14 protein-coding genes and 3 pseudogenes are annotated in these 17,442 nt (G+C 60.8%); all 17 read left to right on the top strand.

Annotated features, from left to right (window positions below; genetic code table 11):
- Positions 1-326 (top strand): annotated as a pseudogene (locus OCK02_RS22425) (transporter substrate-binding domain-containing protein); the annotation flags it as partial.
- 57 nt (positions 327-383) lie between these two features.
- A pseudogene (locus OCK02_RS26175) lies at positions 384-1,768 on the top strand (amino acid ABC transporter permease/ATP-binding protein).
- A gap of 74 nt (positions 1,769-1,842) precedes the next feature.
- A pseudogene (locus OCK02_RS22445) lies at positions 1,843-2,973 on the top strand (NAD(P)/FAD-dependent oxidoreductase).
- A gap of 138 nt (positions 2,974-3,111) precedes the next feature.
- Entirely contained in the window at positions 3,112-4,149 is a 1,038-nt protein-coding gene (locus OCK02_RS22450; RefSeq protein WP_263814936.1) for a LacI family DNA-binding transcriptional regulator, read from the top strand.
- A gap of 170 nt (positions 4,150-4,319) precedes the next feature.
- Complete coding sequence (locus OCK02_RS22455; protein ID WP_263814937.1) at positions 4,320-5,333, top strand: SIS domain-containing protein; 1,014 nt, start codon at positions 4,320-4,322, stop codon at positions 5,331-5,333.
- Positions 5,334-5,421: 88 nt separating this feature from the next.
- Positions 5,422-6,747 (top strand): ABC transporter substrate-binding protein, encoded by a 1,326-nt coding sequence (locus OCK02_RS22460; RefSeq protein ID WP_263814938.1) that lies wholly within the window; start codon positions 5,422-5,424, stop codon positions 6,745-6,747.
- A gap of 14 nt (positions 6,748-6,761) precedes the next feature.
- Positions 6,762-7,727 carry a carbohydrate ABC transporter permease gene (locus tag OCK02_RS22465; protein WP_263814939.1) on the top strand — a complete coding sequence of 322 codons (966 nt, stop codon included), beginning with the start codon at positions 6,762-6,764 and terminating at the stop codon, positions 7,725-7,727.
- A complete protein-coding gene (locus OCK02_RS22470; protein ID WP_263814940.1) occupies positions 7,724-8,584 on the top strand; it encodes a carbohydrate ABC transporter permease in 861 nt (286 codons plus the stop codon). The genes OCK02_RS22465 and OCK02_RS22470 overlap by 4 nt, the downstream gene beginning before the upstream one ends.
- A gap of 11 nt (positions 8,585-8,595) precedes the next feature.
- Entirely contained in the window at positions 8,596-8,742 is a 147-nt protein-coding gene (locus OCK02_RS22475; RefSeq protein WP_263814941.1) for a hypothetical protein, read from the top strand.
- Positions 8,739-9,602, top strand: coding sequence for a PfkB family carbohydrate kinase (locus OCK02_RS22480; RefSeq protein ID WP_263814942.1), 864 nt, complete (start codon positions 8,739-8,741; stop codon positions 9,600-9,602). The genes OCK02_RS22475 and OCK02_RS22480 overlap by 4 nt, the downstream gene beginning before the upstream one ends.
- Before the next feature lie 122 nt (positions 9,603-9,724).
- Entirely contained in the window at positions 9,725-11,008 is a 1,284-nt protein-coding gene (locus tag OCK02_RS22485) for an NAD(P)/FAD-dependent oxidoreductase (RefSeq protein WP_263814943.1), read from the top strand.
- 47 nt (positions 11,009-11,055) lie between these two features.
- Complete coding sequence (locus tag OCK02_RS22490; RefSeq protein WP_263814944.1) at positions 11,056-12,183, top strand: ABC transporter ATP-binding protein; 1,128 nt, start codon at positions 11,056-11,058, stop codon at positions 12,181-12,183.
- A gap of 367 nt (positions 12,184-12,550) precedes the next feature.
- Complete coding sequence (locus tag OCK02_RS22495; protein WP_263814945.1) at positions 12,551-13,378, top strand: transporter substrate-binding domain-containing protein; 828 nt, start codon at positions 12,551-12,553, stop codon at positions 13,376-13,378.
- Between the two features lie 69 nt (positions 13,379-13,447).
- Positions 13,448-14,728, top strand: coding sequence for an NAD(P)/FAD-dependent oxidoreductase (locus tag OCK02_RS22500; protein WP_263814946.1), 1,281 nt, complete (start codon positions 13,448-13,450; stop codon positions 14,726-14,728).
- A 16-nt stretch (positions 14,729-14,744) separates the two neighbouring features.
- The gene (locus tag OCK02_RS22505) at positions 14,745-15,716 is read left to right on the top strand and encodes an amino acid ABC transporter permease (protein WP_263814947.1); all 972 of its coding nucleotides are present in this window, start codon (positions 14,745-14,747) and stop codon (positions 15,714-15,716) included.
- Positions 15,706-16,587, top strand: a complete 882-nt coding sequence (locus OCK02_RS22510) for a DMT family transporter (protein ID WP_263814948.1) — start codon at positions 15,706-15,708, stop codon at positions 16,585-16,587. The genes OCK02_RS22505 and OCK02_RS22510 overlap by 11 nt, the downstream gene beginning before the upstream one ends.
- A gap of 17 nt (positions 16,588-16,604) precedes the next feature.
- Positions 16,605-17,360 carry an amino acid ABC transporter ATP-binding protein gene (locus OCK02_RS22515; RefSeq protein WP_263814949.1) on the top strand — a complete coding sequence of 252 codons (756 nt, stop codon included), beginning with the start codon at positions 16,605-16,607 and terminating at the stop codon, positions 17,358-17,360.
- The last annotated feature ends 82 nt before the right edge of the window (positions 17,361-17,442 follow it).

Raw genomic sequence — 17,442 nt, forward strand, 5'->3', positions numbered from 1 at the left:
AAAAACTTCACGGGCGCCGACCTCGTCAAATTCCCTGACAACAACTCCGCCGTGGCCGCCCTCAACAACGGTACTGGGATGCGCATTTCCTCGATTTCGAGGCGGCGAAGGACTATTCCGGCCGTTATCCTGAGCTGAAGATCGCGGTCAACATCCCAAGCTTCGACGCGCCTGCGGGCTTCGTCGTGCGCAAGGGCAACGATGCGCTGCGTGAAGCGCTCAACAAGGCGCTCCATGAGGCCATGTAGGATGGCACCTGGAAGAAGATCCACGAGAAGTGGTTCCCCGGCACGCCGATGCCGGCCGAATATCTCCCCAAGTCCTGACCTCGTCTCCTGGTCCGGCCGGGCGGCCGGACCAGGCTCTGCCTGAAGGACCGCCTAATGAACTGGCTTGAAAACCTGCGGCGCAGTTTCCTCGACTGGAACGCGATGGCCGAAGTCCTGCCGACCATGATCACGGTCGGCCTCAAGAACACGCTGATCCTTGCGGCGGCCTTGACAGTGCTCGGCGTCGTGATCGGCATGGTGCTGGCCATCATGGGCATTTCCCGTTCGCCCTGGCTGCGCATTCCGGCCCGCATCTGGCGCTCAGCCTCATTGCCGGCGCCTATATTGGGGAGATCTTTCGTTCGGGCATCCAGAGTGTCGATCGCGGTCAGATGGAAGCCTGCCGGGCGCTTTCGATGAGCTATGGCCAGGGTATGAGGCTGATCGTCGTGCCGCAGGGGGTGCGCCGCGTGCTTCCAGCGCTGGTTAACCAATTCATCGGCAACGTCAAGGATTCGAGCCTCGTCTACTTCCTCGGCCTGCTTGCTTCCGAACGCGAGATCTTTCGCGTTGGCCAGGATCAAGCGGTGGTGACCGGCAATCTTTCGCCGCTGCTCCTTGCCGGCGTCTTCTATCTCGTCGTCACCGTACCGCTTACTCATTTGGTGAACGCCATCGACAACCGGCTCCGGATCGGCAAGCAGCGGCCTGCGACCATCTCCAGCGGGCTTGAGGAGGTCAGCGAACTCGACGGAGCGAAAAGACCCTCCGAGGCCGAGTTCACCGGTGGCAGCCTCGACGTCCGCAATCTCGGCATGGCCTATGGCGAACTCGACGTGTTGAAGGGCGTCGACCTTTCGGTCAGGCCCGGCAGCGTCACCTGCATCATCGGGCCGTCGGGTTCCGGAAAGTCGACATTGCTTCGCTGCATCAACCGACTGGTCGAGCCAAAGAGCGGCTACGTCCTTCTCGACGGCGACAGCATCCTTGCCATGAAGCCGGAGCGCCTGCGCCGCCGGGTGGGTATGGTCCTCAATCTATTCCCCGACCACACCGCACTTGAGAGCGTCGTGCGGTCGCTGACCAAAATCAAGGGCCTGCCAAAGGACAAGGCTGAGCATATCGCCAGGGCAAGGCTTACCGAGGTCGGTCTCGCCAGCCGCGCGCATCACCGTCCCGGTGGGCTCTCCGGGGGGCAGCAGCAGCGCGTTGCGATCGCTCGTGCGCTTGCCATGGAACCGGAGGTGATCCTCTTCGACGAGGTGACCAGTGCGCTCGATCCTGAACTGGTCAAAGGCGTCCTAAATCTCATGGCCGATCTCGGCGGGCGCGGCATGACGATGGTCGTTGTCACGCATGAGATGGGCTTTGCCCGGCGGGTAGCTGACAAGGTCGTGTTCACGGACGAGGGCCGAGTCGTCGAGGCGGGCGCGCCGGAGGCGATCTTCGACTATCCACAGAGCCCGCTCCTGCAACGCTTCCTTGCGGAAGTTCTCTGATCCGCTCGGAGACGAGCCGACGCTGACATTTCCTTCACCATCTCGACTGTCCCAAGAATTGAAAGATAACGACTATGACAGACAAAGGCATCACTTCGGCGGTCATCATCGGCGCCGGTATTTTCGGCGTTTCCACAGGCCTGCAGCTTGCTCGGCGCGGTATTGCCGTAACCATTCTCAACGACGGTCCGCCAGCCAATGGAGCATCTGGCCGCTCGCTCTCCTGGTTGAATTCAGCGCGCATGCGCTCGGAGCCTTATCACCGCTTACGCATGGCCGGCATCGATCGATAACGCACACTTTCAGCACGCTTTCCCGATGCGGATTGGCTTAGCTTCGAAGGAGGGCTGACCTGGGATGCCGATGACAAGAACAACGAGATTGACGCCGCATACCGCCACGAGGTCTCGCTTGGCTACGACGCCCAGCATCTTTCGGCCGTTGATGTCGCGGCGGCGACGCCAGGGCTAGATGCGCGTGCAATCACGCCGCAAGGGGCGATCTTCAACCCGGGGGAGGGGTGGGTTGACCTGCCAATCCTGATCGACGTGCTCCTCGAGGAATTTGCTGCTCTCGACGGCAAACTCATCACCGACAAGGGCGCTGCTAAGATCATTGTCGAAGCCGGCCGGGCCGTCGGCGCCGAGACGGCAACGGGTGGCCGCTTCCTGGCTGATGCTGTCGTCCTTGCCACCGGTCCGGCCGTACCGAAAATGGCGGCGGACGCGGGACAGGCAATCGGTGACGGAACGCCGATCGCGCTGCTGGTACAGACCAAGCCGCTGGCCCATCCTTTGCGCGCCGTCCTCAACACCCCGCGCGTTGCCGTTCGTCCAGCGCCGGGTGGCGCCTTTTCGGTGGATGCCGACTGGGCTGCGGATGAGGGGGTGAAGCTTCGAGGGGACGGCAGCTACGATATCGACGATGCCGTGGTCACTGCCCTGCTGGCTGAGGCCTCCAGTGTGCTGGAAGGCAACCCAAAGCTTGAAATCGCCTCCGTCGGCGTTGGTGGCAAGCCTATACCGCGTGACGGCGAGCCGGTTGTCGGCGCCCTCAAGGCCATACCCGGCGCCTGTGCCGTCTTCAGCCACAGCGGCGCGACGCTCGGTCTAATTCTGGGCGAGCTATTGGGCTACGAGGTTGCGACGGGAGCGGAGCATCCGATGCTCGCAACTTTCCGGCCTGAGCGTTTCGCATCGCAGTAAGGCAATAGTCCTTTCGGACCAGGCCACCGGCGCTCGGCCGGCGCTGCGGTACACCGGTGGGCTGCTTTCCGTCGCGGCGTGCCTATGCGAACCGTCGACCCGACGCTACAAGAAGGATCGTAGTAGATTCTGCCTGCGATGGCGAAGGGTGAAATGGTTCGGAAACCGGCGACTTTGAAGGATGTGGCGGCACTGGCGAGTGTGTCGCGTGCAACGGCTGCCCGTGCCCTGAACAGTTATGGTTATGTCGGCGACGTAACCGCGCAGAAGGTTCAGGCCGCTGCGGAAAAGCTCGGCTATCGCGGCAACCGCCTGGCACAGGCGTTGCGAAACGGGCAGTTGCCGATCGTCGGCTGCATCCTTGGCGATATACAGAACCCCTTCTTCGCCCGCATCGCGCACGACATCGAGGTCCTCGCCCGCGAATGCGGCCACAATCTCATCATTGGCAGCAGCGAGGAGGAACTCGGGCAGGAAGTTTCCTTGCTGGCGAGTCTCCAGTCGCTCAGCATTCGCGGCTTCATCGTCGCGCCGACATCCGCCGAGAACAACGCCCATCTGCAGCGCCTGATTGGCGAAAGCGTGCCGCTGGTGCTGATCGACCGTGTCGCGCAGGACGTCGATTGCGACAGCGTCGTCGTTGACAACGAGGGCGGGGCACGCAAGGCAGTCGAGTACCTGATCGCGATGGGCCATCGCCGGATCGGCCTGCTGCAGGACGACATGCGCATCTTCACCTCGCGCGAGCGCATGAGCGGCTACCGGGCGGCACTTGCCGCAAGCGACATTGCTCCGGACGACCGAATGGTTTCCGTCTCGCAATCCACGGTGGAACACGCCGTAGATGCGACCATACGGCTCTTCAGCCAGAAGAACCCGCCGACCGCCCTTTTCACGGTCGACAGCTTGATGACGCAGGGCGCGCTTCTGGCCTTCCGTTCCATGGGTACTTCGATTCCTCATGACGTCTCACTGATCGGTTTCGACGACTTCAATCTCGCGACGTTCACCGATCCGCAGATCACGGTCGTGTCGCAGCCGGTTGCCGAAATCGGGCGCGCGGCCGCCCGGTTGCTGTTCGACCGGCTCTCCGGAAGAAGCGGTCTTCCACAGAAAATTCGCTTTGAAACCAAGCTGATAGTTCGTGGCTCAGTCAGCCGTCGAAGAGACGCCTGAGGGGGCAGCCACGCCCGTCCCGAATTTTTTGAGTTCCCTACTTGCCAGCGCAATACTCTTGTGCGCTAAATACGTGTGAGATCGATCTCACACGGTCTCAAAGATCATAGGCGCAAGACGCGGTCTCGCTAGGAAGGCGATCTTGCGAGGCGCAAAACGGGAAGGTTCTAATGCTCAATTTCGATAGAGATCGCTTTGTTAAGATTCAAAGCGGCGCAGTTGCAATCGCGCAGGACGTGCGTCAACTGATGCGCGGACTGCTGAACGACGGTCTGGAACGCATATTCTTCATGGGGACCGGCGGCGTGCAGTTTCTCACCCAGCCGGCGATCGAGCTTGCGCGGAACTCGACGCTTTTCCCGGTTTCGGCCGCCTACTCCGCGCAGGTCGTTCTGGAGCCGCCGGCCGGCTTGAACGAGAAGGCGCTGGTCATCCTGCCTTCGCTGTCGGGCACGACCAAGGAAAGCGTGCAGTTGTTGTCCTTTCTCAAGGAACGCGGCGTGAAGACGTTGTCCTTGACGGGACACAAGGACACGCCTCTCGGTCGCGATGCAGACTACAACTTCACGAACTTCGCCGAGGACGACACCTCCTCGGAATCGTTCTACCTGCAGACCCTGATCATCGTTCTCGCCCTTCTCGCAGAACGCGGCGAATATGCTGACTTCGACGCGACGGTGGCCGAGCTCAAGTTGCTGCCGGAACTGTTGGTCTCGGTGAAGGAAAGCTACGAGGCGAACGCCGCAGCCCTTGCCAAGGAAATCAAGGACGAGACCTATCACATCTTCACCGGTGCAGGCTCCGTCTGGCCTGAGGCCCATTATTACGGCATGTGCATTCTCGAGGAGATGCAGTGGATCCGCACCCGTCCGGTGCAGGCATCCGATTTCTTCCACGGCACGCTGGAACTGGTGGAGCCGGGTGTTAGCCTCTTCATCTTCAAGGGAGAAGATGCCAGCCGGCCGCTGACCGACCGGGTGGAAAACTTCGCCCAGCGCTACACCGACAAGGTGCGCGTCCTCGATGCGGCTTCTGCCAGCCTACCGGGCATCTCCGCCAAGACCCGAAGCCTCATTTCGCCTGTCGTCCTGGCAACGATGCTGGAGCGCCTGAGTGCACATCTGGAAGTGCTGCGCGATCATCCGCTGACCACGCGCCGCTACTACAAGCGCGTCGAGTACTAAGCGTTTACCGGTCCGGCGTTCGCGCCGGACCGGATCCCGGACCTTAGCATGCCCTAAAGAACCAACGACAACAGAGAGGAACTGCGAAATGAAAGCCGACACGTTCTTGAGCACGACAAGCCTCGGATCGCTCGTTGTAGCCGCATTTTTCATCGGCGGCGCCAGCACCGTGGCTGCGGCGGACCCGGTCGTGGCCGATCCCGCTGCTACTGTCGAACATTCGGGCACGATCAGTGTGCTGACGAAATTCGGCCTGCAGCAACTCTCCCCCTTCTTCGTCGATGCGGCAAAGGCCTACGAGAAACTTCACCCCGACGTGAAGGTCGAGCTCATCCAGGAAAGCGACGACAGCGTGAAGGGCAAGACGAAGGCCCTGGTCGCCTCCAATTCGCTGCCTGACATCTATTTCACCTGGACGGGCAGCTGGGGCGAGAATTTCGTGCGCGGCAATCGCGCCGTCGACCTGAGCCCGGTCATCGGCCCAGAGACCGAATGGGGCAAGACGCTTGCGACCGCCGCAGTCTCGGCCTTCCAGTATAATGGCAAGCTCTTTGGTATTCCGCTTTATCTCGATGCGAAGTTCATGGGCTACAACAAGAGCCTGTTCGAAAAGGCGGGCGTTGCCGAACCGACGAGCTTCGAGGAGCTTCTGGGTGCCTGCGCGGCCTTGCGCAAATCCGGCGTCACGCCGATTTCCTTCGGCAACAAGGAAGGCTGGCCGGGCGTTCACTATGCGGGCCAGTTGCTTGCCTACAACGTGCCGCAGGCGACTCTTGAGAAGGACTTCGTGCCGGCCACGGCCGAATTCAGCGATCCCGGCTACGTCGTCAGCCTGACGCAGTTCAAGCAATTGATCGACGAATGCTCTGACGGCGCCGGCACCAATGGCTCCTCGTACGCATCGGCCTTGCAGCAGTTCAGCAATGGCAAGTCCGCAATGTACTACCAGGAGATCATTGAATTCGACCAGGCCACAGCCGAAGGCGCGTTGAAGCGCGAGGATTTCGGCTTCTTCAAGCTGCCGGCTCCGAAGGATGCCAAGGGCGACGTCAAGGCTATCGAGGGCGCGCCGGAAGGTTACATGATCAGTTCAGCCTCGAAGAACATTCCGCTCGCGATCGATTTCATGCGGTTCGTCACCTCGGCTGAAAACGGCAAGGTCTTGTCGGCTCCGCCTTACGGTCAGCCGAGCGCAACAGTCGGCGGCTATTCGGCGGAAACCATGAACCCCGCCGTCGTCGATGGCCTGAAGATGATTGCGGATTCGTCCTATCTCATGCCCTGGCTCGATACCGCCAACCCCCCGCGTGTGGCGGCCGCCTGGCTCTCGGGCCTCCAGGCGCTGATCGGCGGCACCATGACACCTGAAGAGGTGGTGGAGCGCGCGAAGGAAGCGGCGGCTTCGTCCAAATAGGGATAGGGCCAGTGATGACTGCCATGAAGCATGACTACAAGGGTGAAGCCGTCAAAATCGGCTTCACCGGGTCGGGCCGGCCTGAAAGGGCCCGGCTCGGCCCGATAGCCGGGATCCTGTCGTTCCGTTGGATCGTGATCGCCTTCGTGCTGATCCTCTGGTTCGTCTACTATCCGATCATCGACAATTTCCTCGTCAGTACGAAGAACCAGGACATCTTCACGGGCGAAACCGCCTTTATCGGTCTGGACAACTACCGGCGCCTGCAAAACGATCCCGTGGTTGGAACGGCGATCGTCAACAACACGCTCTATGCCGTCATCTCTGTCGTCTTCCAGGTTTTCGGGGCCTTCGTGCTGGCTGCGCTGATCGAGGGGCTCAGCGATGAGAAATGGCGCCGGTTCTGGCGCGCCATCTACTTCATACCCTCGGCCATCTCGATCACTGTGACCGGCCTGCTGTTTTACTTCATCTATCAACCCGATATCGGTCTCCTCGACTCGGCCCTGACGCAGATCGGCCTTGCGAATTGGTCGCGCGCCTGGCTTGGCGAAGAGGGGACCGCGATCTACGCCATCATCGCCATGAGCCAGTGGCAGGGCTTTGGCTACTCGACGCTGCTGTTCGCCATCGCCATTCAGAAGATCCCGCGTGAACTTTATGACGCAGCGATCATGGACGGGGCCGGGACCTGGCGGCGCCTTTGGAACATCACATTTCCGCTGACCCGCGAAATGACGGGGCTAATGGTGATCGTCACGATCACCGGTGCTTTTCAGGTCTTCAACGAGGTCATGGTCATGACCGGCGGCGGACCCAACAACAGCAGCCAGGTGCTCGGGACATGGCTCTATCAGCAGGGCTTCATCGAAAATGATTTCGGTTATGGCGCGGCCATCGCATCGGTCATCTTCGTCATCACGCTTTTGACCGGCTTTGCGCAGCTCTGGTACACGAAGAGACGGAGGGTCGACCTGTGAGCGTCTCCATTCAACCCCGGGAAACGGAGCGTATCGACTTCGTCGCCGTCCTGGCGAAGGTCTGCCTCGTCACGTTCCTGATTAGTCTCGGCATTGTCGTCATCTATCCGCTTTTCTGGATGGCACTGAACGGCTTCAAGAGCAATGCCGAAATCTTCGGAAACCCGTTTGCGCTGCCGAGCGGCTTCAGCTTTGCCAATTACGTATCGGCCTGGAACCAGGGCATCCGGAACTACATCGCAACCAGCGTCATCGTCACGTTGGGATCGGCCGTGTGCACCGTGCTGCTCAGTGCCTGGACCGCCTACGGCCTCACCCGGTCGAAACTACCGGGCAAGCCGTTCTTCGTCGGCATCGTGCTCGGTGGACTCATGCTGAGCCCGACTGTCGCTGTCATCCCGCTGGTGCGAATGATGCAAGACTTGGGCCTCTACAACACCTATTGGGCCCTGATTATCCTCTACACCGCCTTTCGCATTCCCTTCACGACCTTTCTCATCCGTGCCTACATGCTCGGCTTGCCGCGGGACCTGGATGAGGCGGCCATCATGGATGGTGCCAGTGAGGGACAGATCTTCTGGCGGGTGACTTTGCCGCTGTGCAAACCGATCCTGGTGTCCTGCGTGATCCTGCACGTCCTGTTTGCCTGGAATGAGTATCTGTTCGCGATGATCTTCACCAGCGGGGCGGACCTCCAGACGCTGCCGGTCGGCCTTACCTCCATCATGGCCAAGCACGGAACGAACTATGCCGTCGTCTTCGCTGCAATGACGCTCTCAGCACTCCCCATCGTCGTCACATTCTTTGCGGCCCAACGCTTCTTCATCCGCGGGCTTGCCGAAGGCATCGGGAAATAGGGGGCGGGCGCATGTTGAAACGCGAACAACTCATCGGTGCGGATTTTTCCTCTCAGCGCCATCCGTTCCGCGGGGCCAGGCATTTGGACGGCATCTGCGTTCGGCGGACGGAACTTTGGGGTATCACACCCAATTTCGATCAAGTGGAAGAAGCATGAAGAACGTCAATCCCAATCTGATTGCCGTCGGCGACAACTGCCTCGACGCTTACCTGACAAAGGGTTTTGTCACCGTGGGCGGCAACGCGCTCAATGTCGCCGTGCAGTGGCGGCGGCTGGACCTCAATGCGCGATACTTCGGTGCCCTGGGACCGGACGAGGAAGCGGAAATCATGTTCGCCGCCATCAAGGAGGCTGGACTTGATCCTGAGGATGTCGAGATACGCCCGGGCGCTTCAGCCGTGACGCTGCTTGCAGACGATGCGGGCGAGCGGCGCTTTCTTCTTGAATCCCTGGGCGTCGGGGAGGACTATGTCCCGAACGCCGAGCGCTATCAGGCGCTGCTACGGGCCGATTGGGTCCATCTCGGCACGAATTCCAGCGAAGCATTGGTCCGCCGTCTCGTTGCAGATGGGGTGCCGTTCAGCATCGACGTGTCCACACGGCACTTCGACCTTTCGCTCGACGGCGTACCACTGGTCTTTGCCTCCGGCCCGGACGATCCGGCCGAGCCTGTCGAGCCGCTGATCGCTCGGCTCAAGGCGGACGGCGCACGTCAGGTCGTGGTGACCTGTGGCCGGCGCGGTTCCTTCTTCGACAATGGCAGAGAGGTATTTTCCGCAGGCTCGGTGCCGGTGACGGTGGTCGATACCTGCGGCGCGGGGGACAGCTTCATCGCGACCTTCCTCGCTTCGCGCTTCCTCGAAAATCAGTCAGAGCAGGTCGCCTTGGAGCAATCTGCCGTCAACGCCGCGGAAACCTGCACCCACCTCGGTGGATTTCCCCAGCCGATCCGGGCGATCCCCCAGTGGCTGCTGGATAAATACGACGGCGTCATCCGCACGACACAGAGGGCCTGAGCATGAACACCATCAAGATGAGGCCGCCTGTGGCAGCAGCAAAGGGGGACCGCTCCTTCTGGCTGCAGAGCATCAATGCAGACGCCGTTACCGCTCCGTTGCAGGGCAGCGAGGACTGCGAGGTGGCGATCGTCGGCGGCGGATATGCCGGCCTCTGGACGGCAATCCGGATAAAGGAGCAGTCTCCGCACACGCGCGTGACCGTTCTCGAGGCAGATTTCTGCGGGTCGGGGGCCTCGGGCCGCAATGGCGGCCAGGTCCATAGCTGGTTTGCGGAAATCGACATGCTGCGCGCGCTTGTCGGTGACAATGACGCGCTCATGCTCTGCCGGGCGACGGCTGATGCCATCGAGGAACTGAACGGCCTGCAGGCCGCCGGCACCATCGACATGGATCTGCGGCTTGACGGCTGGCTGTGGACGGCAAGCTCGGCTGCGCAAGAAGGCGCCTGGGCGCAGGCGCTCGACCTGTGCCGTGCGCTCGGCGAAGAGCGCTTCCGGCCGCTCCAGCGCGCAGACATCCTTGCCCGCACAGGCTCTGCCGCCTCCTATGTCGGTATCATGGAGGAGAGGGCCGGGACGGTACAGCCCGCCAAGCTCGCCCTCGGCCTGCGCCAGCTCGCCCTTTCTAGAGGTATCGTCATTCACGAGCACAGCCCGGTTCTCGAAATCGCGCCAGGCGACCGCCCGCAACTGCGCACAGCGAAAGGCACCCTGTCGGCCGGCAAGGTGGTTCTTGCCGCAAACGCCTGGCTGTCGGCCATTCCGGAGCTGCACCCCTATCTCTATGTGGTCAGCAGCCAGGTCATCGCCACCGCACCTGCGTCCGATCTACTGAACGAGATCGGCTGGACAAATGGCGCCTCGATCTGCGATGCGCAGCATCACGTGCTCTACTACCAGCGAACACCGGGCGGAGAGGTCATTTTCGGGCGCGGCACGGGCGGCATTGCCTTTGGCGACCGCATTGACGACCGCTTCAACCGCAGCGGGGATGCGGGTGCCGACAATATCCGCGAAATGCATCGGGTCTATCCGCAGCTCAAGGGCGTTCCCGTTCATTATGATTGGACCGGGCCTATAGACTGCACGGCGCAGCACCTGCCGGTTTTTGACCACCTCAGGGATCACCCGAATATCTTCTATGCCATGGGTTTCAACGGCACGGGTATCGCGCAAGCTCCCGTCGCGGGCCGCGTCATGGCAAGCCTTGTCCTCGGACGCGACGATGCGTGGAGCCGCTGCGGGCTGGTCGGCATCGACAAGAGGACGCGGCTGCCGCCGGAGCCCCTGCGCTACGCCGGCGCCAGGGTCGTCCGCCGTGCCATTCGCCGGAAGAATGACCTCGAAATCCAGAACAGGAAACCGGATCGGATAACGCGCTTCCTGGCCGGACTCGCGCCCTGACGGCGCGGTCTCATCACGGATGAAATCAAGAAAAAGGAGCGGGAACGATGGCTGATCTGTCGCTGAAAAACATACGTAAGACTTACGCCGATCTCGAAGTCCTGCACGGGATCGATCTCGATATCAAATCGGGGGAGTTCATTGTCTTCGTCGGGCCCTCCGGCTGCGGAAAGTCGACACTGCTGCGCTCGATCGCTGGCCTTGAGACGATCACCTCCGGCGATCTCGTCATCGACGGAGAGCGGATGAACACGGTGGCGCCTTCCAAGCGCGGCATCTCCATGGTCTTCCAGTCCTACGCGCTCTACCCGCATATGACGGTCTATGAAAACATGGCGTTCGGATTGCGCATTGCCGGCGTGCCGAAGGCCGAGATCGACGAGCGGGTTCAAAAGGCCGGAGAAATCCTGCAACTCAGCAAGTATCTCCAAAGGTTGCCGAAAGCGCTATCTGGCGGACAGCGGCAACGCGTCGCCATCGGCCGCGCCATCGTACGCAATCCACGGGTTTTCCTCTTCGACGAACCTCTTTCCAATCTCGATGCGGCGTTGCGCGTGGCGACGCGGATCGAGATCGCCAAGCTGAAGCAAAGCATGCCGGATGTGACCATGATCTATGTGACCCACGATCAGATCGAGGCCATGACCTTGGCCGATCGCATCGTCGTGTTCAAGGACGGGAACATCGAGCAGGTGGGAACGCCCCTCGAACTCTACAAGCGGCCGGCGAACCTTTTCGTCGCCCAATTCATCGGCTCGCCCGCAATGAACATTCTCGAAGGCACCGTCGTCGGGAAGTCGGAGGGCGTCACGCATCTCATGCTCGAGTGCGGCGCAGCGCTGGACGTGTCTGCCGATCGCGGGGCGCTGTCAGTGGGCGAAAGGATCAGTGTCGGAATTCGCCCTGAAAACACGCAAATCACCGCGTCAGTGGAAAGCGGTCCGGTGCTCACCGGCACGGTCGATTTTGTCGAGCATCTGGGCGAAGTTCAGATTCTTTACGTCGATGTGGCCGGTTCTGCTCAAAAATACCTGATCAAGACAGCGGACGACAAAACGTACGCAAGGACGGACATCATCCGTTTCACTGCCCGAGCGCACGACATCCACATATTCGACGCGAAAGGTCGCTCGATCGCCGGGCGTGTTCTGGAGGCGGGGGCGCTCACGCAATAGTGCCTTCCACGAATTGTCTGTGTCCGAAGAACGTGTTCGGTTGCGTACGGCTTTAGATGGCGTTGTCTCGCGCAGCCAGCGTGGACGCATATGCTCACCTCAAACGAAAAGGACCGCCCGCGGACATCGCGCCGCCGGGAGCAAAGGCGATGCCGCTGGCACGCAAACACCGTTCTCCGGGCCAGCGCAAATCTGCGGAGGACCGGTTGCCGGAGCCATCACAAAACAGCATAGGCTCATCATATCCTTTCATGGTTCGGCAGGGGGGCTGCGCTTGACTCAAACCCGACCATCTTCTCTAAATTTAGTTGTCAGACGACTTACAAAAGCAAGAACCTTTCGCTGACCCATCAACCAGGAGGATCTCGTGAGAAAACTGCTAACACAGCTTGCCATCGGCGTTGCAACACTGGCGTTCGTCACCGCCGCACAGGCAGGCGAGACGCTTGACCGGGTCACCGGCAAGAAGGCCATGGTGGTCGCCACCAACAGTGGCTGGCCACCTCAGAGCTACCTTGACGACAGCAACGAGATGGTCGGCTTCGACATCGATGTCGCCAGGGAAGTCGCAAAACGCCTTGGTGTCGAGGTCAGCTTCGAAACGCCGGACTGGGCAACGCTTACGGGCGGTCGCTGGCAGGGGCGCTATGACCTCGGCGTCGGCTCGGTCACGCCCACCAAAGCGCGCGCCCAGGTGATCGATTTTGTCGGCATCTATTACTACAGCCCCTACGTCTACGTGGTTCACAAGGATAGCGAAGCGAAGTCGGTTGACGACCTCAAGGGCAAAATCATCGGTGTAGAGACTGCGACGACCTCCGAGGATTTCGTCAATCGCCGCCTTGAAATCGATGCGCCTGGCCTCCCGCCGATCGAATACAAGCTGGAACCAGGCGAAGTCCGCACTTTCGCCGACTCCATGCTTCCCTTCGATGATCTGCGTCTTGGAAGCGGAGTTCGCCTTGACGCCGTCATAGCGCCCGAGCAGACCGCGCTGAACGCGATCAAGAACGGCTATCCGCTGCGCGTCGTTGAAGGCGACTACGCATTCAGGGAGCCGTTGGTTGTGATTGCCGAAAAGGCCGACCCCGAATGGACGAAGAAGGTCGGCGACATCATCGCCGAGATGAAAAAGGACGGCACCCTCGCGAGCCTCACCACCAAATGGTACGGCAAGGACTATAGCGCCGACTAAACTGGAAACCGTGCGGGTGGCGTCCATCGCCGCCCGCAATCTGGTCAACCGTTATTCATTCGAGTGCAAATGTCGTATCCAGAGACCTATTACAAACAGACAATGAACGACCGCAAGGTCAGGCCAGTTCTTTCTGGAAGCATCGAGTGCGACACCGTTGTTGTCGGCGGTGGCCTCGCTGGTCTGACAACTGCACTCCAGCTCGCGCGGGCGGGCCAATCGGTTGTAGTGCTGGAGGCGGAAAGCGTTGGCTTCGGAGCCTCGGGCCGTAACGGCGGTTTCGTCAGTCCCGGATTTGCGACTGGCGGCGAGAACATTGCCAGAGCGGCGGGATCGGAGGCGGCGGCGAAAATCCATCGCCTTTCTATCGAGGGCGTCGATTTTGTACGCGAGACGATCAATGCTCTCGAGATAGAAGGTGCGACCGCGCAGTCGGGCATCACCAGCTTGTTGCGCTATGACGACGGCGAGGCTCTCAAGGCCTACGTTGATGCAATGCACACAAAATACGGTTACGAACTTGAGTATCTCGGTACCGAGCAGGTCCGATCCGTGTTGAAGTCAAGGCGCTACTTCCAGGGCGTTCGTGATCCGAATGCGTTTCATATGCACCCGCTCAATTATCTGCGCGGCGTCGCCGACGAGATCGAGCGGCTCGGCGGGCGGATCTACGAGGGGTCGTCTGCCGCGAAGGCAGTAGTCGATGGGGCCGAGAAAACCATCAATACGGCGGGTGGCCGTGTGAATGCGCGTCGTGTAGTGTTCACCACGGGTGGCTATACCGGATCGCTGAATGGTCGGCTCAAGCGCTCCTTCTTGCCGATCGCCACATACGTCATGCTGAGCGAGGTGGCGCCGGACCTGCTGGCCACGGCGATATCGACGAAGGATGCTATCGGCGACAATCGTCGCGCCGGCGATTACTATCGCCTCGTCGATGGCGGCAAGCGCTTGCTCTGGGGCGGGCGGATCACCACGCGCGCGGCCTCACCTTCGGCACTCGCAGCTGAGTTGCGCCGCGAAATGACCGGCACTTATCCGCAGCTGAAGTCGCTGAAGACCGAACTCGCCTGGTCCGGGTTGATGTCCTATGCACGTCACCTGATGCCACAGATCGGCGAAATGCAGCCAGGCGTGTGGCATTGCACGGCGTTTGGCGGGCATGGGCTAAACACCACGGCAATCGGCGGCAAACTGGTGGCTGAAGGCATTCTCGGACAATCGGACCGATACAAACTCTTCAAGCCTTTCGGGTTGGTGTGGGCGGGCGGTTATGCCGGTCTCGCCGTCGCCCAACTCACCTATTGGAAACTGCAGGCACAGGATTGGTGGCGCGAGCGCGCGGCTTGACCCCGGAGACAATGACATGATTGGCCGTCTGATACTGACCTATCCGGATGCTGCGCGACGTTCGGGGATGTTTCTCTTGCTGGCGCTCGTTACGCTGGCGATATACGGGCTCGGCGTCAGTCCGGCCTGGATTGGCCATCTGCTGCCGACATCGTCGGCATGGCTCGAGGCGAATCCGATGCTTAGCCGGCTGGTCGGCGCATTGATGATAGCCCTCATTGCGGCGTTGAACTGGAAGGCATTAAGGCAACTGCCGCGCACCTGGCAGGTCATCGGCGTCTGGATCGAGCTCTTTGCGCTTCTGATGCTGTTCTTCTACTCTTTCGACCTCTCCTTTGCCTTCATTGCGAAGAAGATCGGCTTTCTGATCTCCCAGGGTGTCGTCACAACGCTCTACATCTCCGTCGTCTCCATCGCCATCGCCACGGTCATCGCCCTTGCGGGCGCGCTCGCGAAACTGTCCAAGAACGGGGTGATCTACGGTCTTGTCACGTTCTACACCTCGCTGTTTCGCGGCCTGCCGCTGCTGATGCAGATCTACATCATCTACCTCGGCCTGCCGCAGGTGGGGTATGTCATTGGGGCCATACCGGCCGGCATTCTCGCGCTGTCGCTCTGTTACGGTGCCTACATGACGGAAATCTTCCGGGCAGGCATCGAGAGTATCCCGCGCGGCCAGAGCGAGGGCGCTACAGCCCTCGGCCTCAGCCCGAGCCAGACGATGGGCCTCGTAATCCTGCCCCAGGCTATGCGGGTCATCATTCCCCCGACGGGGAACCAGTTCATCGCGATGCTGAAGGACTCCTCGCTGGTCTCGGTCGTAGGCGTCTGGGAGCTGATGTACCTCGCCCGCACGCAGGGTCAGACGGAGTTCCGCCACATCGAGATGCTGATCACCGCCTCGATGATCTACTGGATCCTCTCGATAGGGCTCGAGTTCATTCAATCGCGCGTTGAAGCCCGGTTCGGACGCTTCAATGTCCGTTGACGGAAATGTTGTGCCGGCGACAGCCGGCACGCACGCCAACTTGCGCGCAGCGGCATTCGGTTTTGCTGCCTTTGCCGTCTTCTCTGGGGCTGATGCGTCGGTCAAGCTTCTGGCGGAGCGCTTCGCCGTACCGCAGGTGACGTTCATGCTGACGATGGCGGCATTGGTCATGCTCTGCGTGCTGGCAGGCGCGAAAGGCTCGCTGAATTCGCTGTTTCCACGTTATCCGGGCCTTGCCCTGCTCCGTGCTTTGCTGCTCGCGATCGATACGATCCTGATCCACTATGCATTTTCAATGCTACCGCTTTCCGAAGCTTACCTGCTTGCATTCATGACCCCGGTCCTTGTCGCGCTGCTGGCATTGGTCCTGCTTGGAGAGCGATTGTCGCTGCTTGCGTGGTGCGGGGTCCTGGTCGGCTTTTTCGGCGTCACCGTTGCGTTGCGACCCGGGTTCGTGACCCTCAATCTGGGGCATGCGGCGGCGGCGGGATCGGCGCTTGTCTTCGCGCTTTCGCTCGTTCTCCTGCGGCGCGCCAAGTCGGCGGAATCGGACGTCGCCCTTGTGTCGACACTCCTTGTGGTTCTCGCCGCGGTCGCCTTGGTTGTTGCCATTCCATCTGGCGGCCTCGTTTCGGTCGGCCCCCTGGATCTCCTCTACGTATTTGCCGGCGGTCTTTTCCTGCTCGGCGGACACATGCTGCTCGTGCGTGCCTTTCGCACCGGCGATGCCTCGGTCGTAGCCCCGCTGCAATACAGCCAGATCATCTGGGGTTGCCTTTACGGGGCGTTGTTCTTTGCCGCCCCCGTCGAGCTTCACACGCTGGGCGGGGCCGTCATTATCATTCTGTCGGGCTGGTTGGTCCTCAAATAAATCCTGGAGAATAGCGAATGCCCACCTCGATCGACATGGTCTCCTCGGACATCACCATCAGCGGCGTGCATAAATGGTACGGGCACTACCACGCGCTGGACGACATCAATCTTTCGATCGCTCCGCAGGAGAAGGTTGTGATCTGCGGTCCGTCGGGCTCGGGAAAGTCGACCTTGATCCGCTGCGTCAATCGCCTTGAAGAACACCAGCAGGGACGAATCGTCGTCGGCGGGATCGAGCTCGGCGAGGACGAGCGCAAAGCAGATGCGGTGCGCCGCGAAGTTGGCATGGTATTCCAGCAGTTCAACCTGTTCCCGCACCTTACCATCCTCGAGAACTGCGTTCTGGCGCCGATGTGGGTCAAGAAGATGCCGCGCAAGCAGGCAGTCGAAATCGCAATGCATTACCTCAACCGCGTCCGAATTCCTGAACAGGCCGACAAGTTTCCGGGCCAGCTATCGGGCGGGCAACAGCAGCGTGTAGCGATTGCACGAGCGCTTTGCATGAACCCGAAGGTCATGCTGTTCGACGAGCCAACCTCGGCGCTCGATCCTGAAATGGTGAAGGAAGTGCTGGACACGATGGTGGCGCTGGCGAGCGAGGGCATGACGATGGTTTGCGTCACTCACGAGATGGGGTTTGCCCGCCGGGTCGCAGATCGTGTCATATTCATGGATCGCGGTCGGATCGTCGAGGAGGGCGCGCCCGATGAATTCTTCGCCAGTCCGACGACGGACCGCGCCTGCCAGTTCCTGAGTCAGCTCCTGCACTGAGCATAAGGGCTGCGGCTTTGCTGCGATGCCCCGTCCAATGGGTGGCTGTGATTGAGGGTGATGGTGCCGAAGTTAAGTTATA

Source organism: Rhizobium sp. TRM96647 (assembly GCF_025780115.1).
Lineage (GTDB): Bacteria > Pseudomonadota > Alphaproteobacteria > Rhizobiales > Rhizobiaceae > Mycoplana.

Bases quoted from the DNA above. Each gene is read 5' to 3' on its own strand.
- OCK02_RS22450 (WP_263814936.1), top strand. From the start codon at position 3,112: ATGGCGAAGGGTGAAATGGTTCGGAAACCGGCGACTTTGAAGGATGTG.
- OCK02_RS22455 (WP_263814937.1), top strand. From the start codon at position 4,320: ATGCTCAATTTCGATAGAGATCGCTTTGTTAAGATTCAAAGCGGCGCA.
- OCK02_RS22460 (WP_263814938.1), top strand. From the start codon at position 5,422: ATGAAAGCCGACACGTTCTTGAGCACGACAAGCCTCGGATCGCTCGTT.
- OCK02_RS22465 (WP_263814939.1), top strand. From the start codon at position 6,762: ATGACTGCCATGAAGCATGACTACAAGGGTGAAGCCGTCAAAATCGGC.
- OCK02_RS22475 (WP_263814941.1), top strand. From the start codon at position 8,596: ATGTTGAAACGCGAACAACTCATCGGTGCGGATTTTTCCTCTCAGCGC.
- OCK02_RS22480 (WP_263814942.1), top strand. From the start codon at position 8,739: ATGAAGAACGTCAATCCCAATCTGATTGCCGTCGGCGACAACTGCCTC.
- OCK02_RS22490 (WP_263814944.1), top strand. From the start codon at position 11,056: ATGGCTGATCTGTCGCTGAAAAACATACGTAAGACTTACGCCGATCTC.
- OCK02_RS22500 (WP_263814946.1), top strand. From the start codon at position 13,448: ATGTCGTATCCAGAGACCTATTACAAACAGACAATGAACGACCGCAAG.
- OCK02_RS22505 (WP_263814947.1), top strand. From the start codon at position 14,745: ATGATTGGCCGTCTGATACTGACCTATCCGGATGCTGCGCGACGTTCG.
- OCK02_RS22510 (WP_263814948.1), top strand. From the start codon at position 15,706: ATGTCCGTTGACGGAAATGTTGTGCCGGCGACAGCCGGCACGCACGCC.
- OCK02_RS22515 (WP_263814949.1), top strand. From the start codon at position 16,605: ATGCCCACCTCGATCGACATGGTCTCCTCGGACATCACCATCAGCGGC.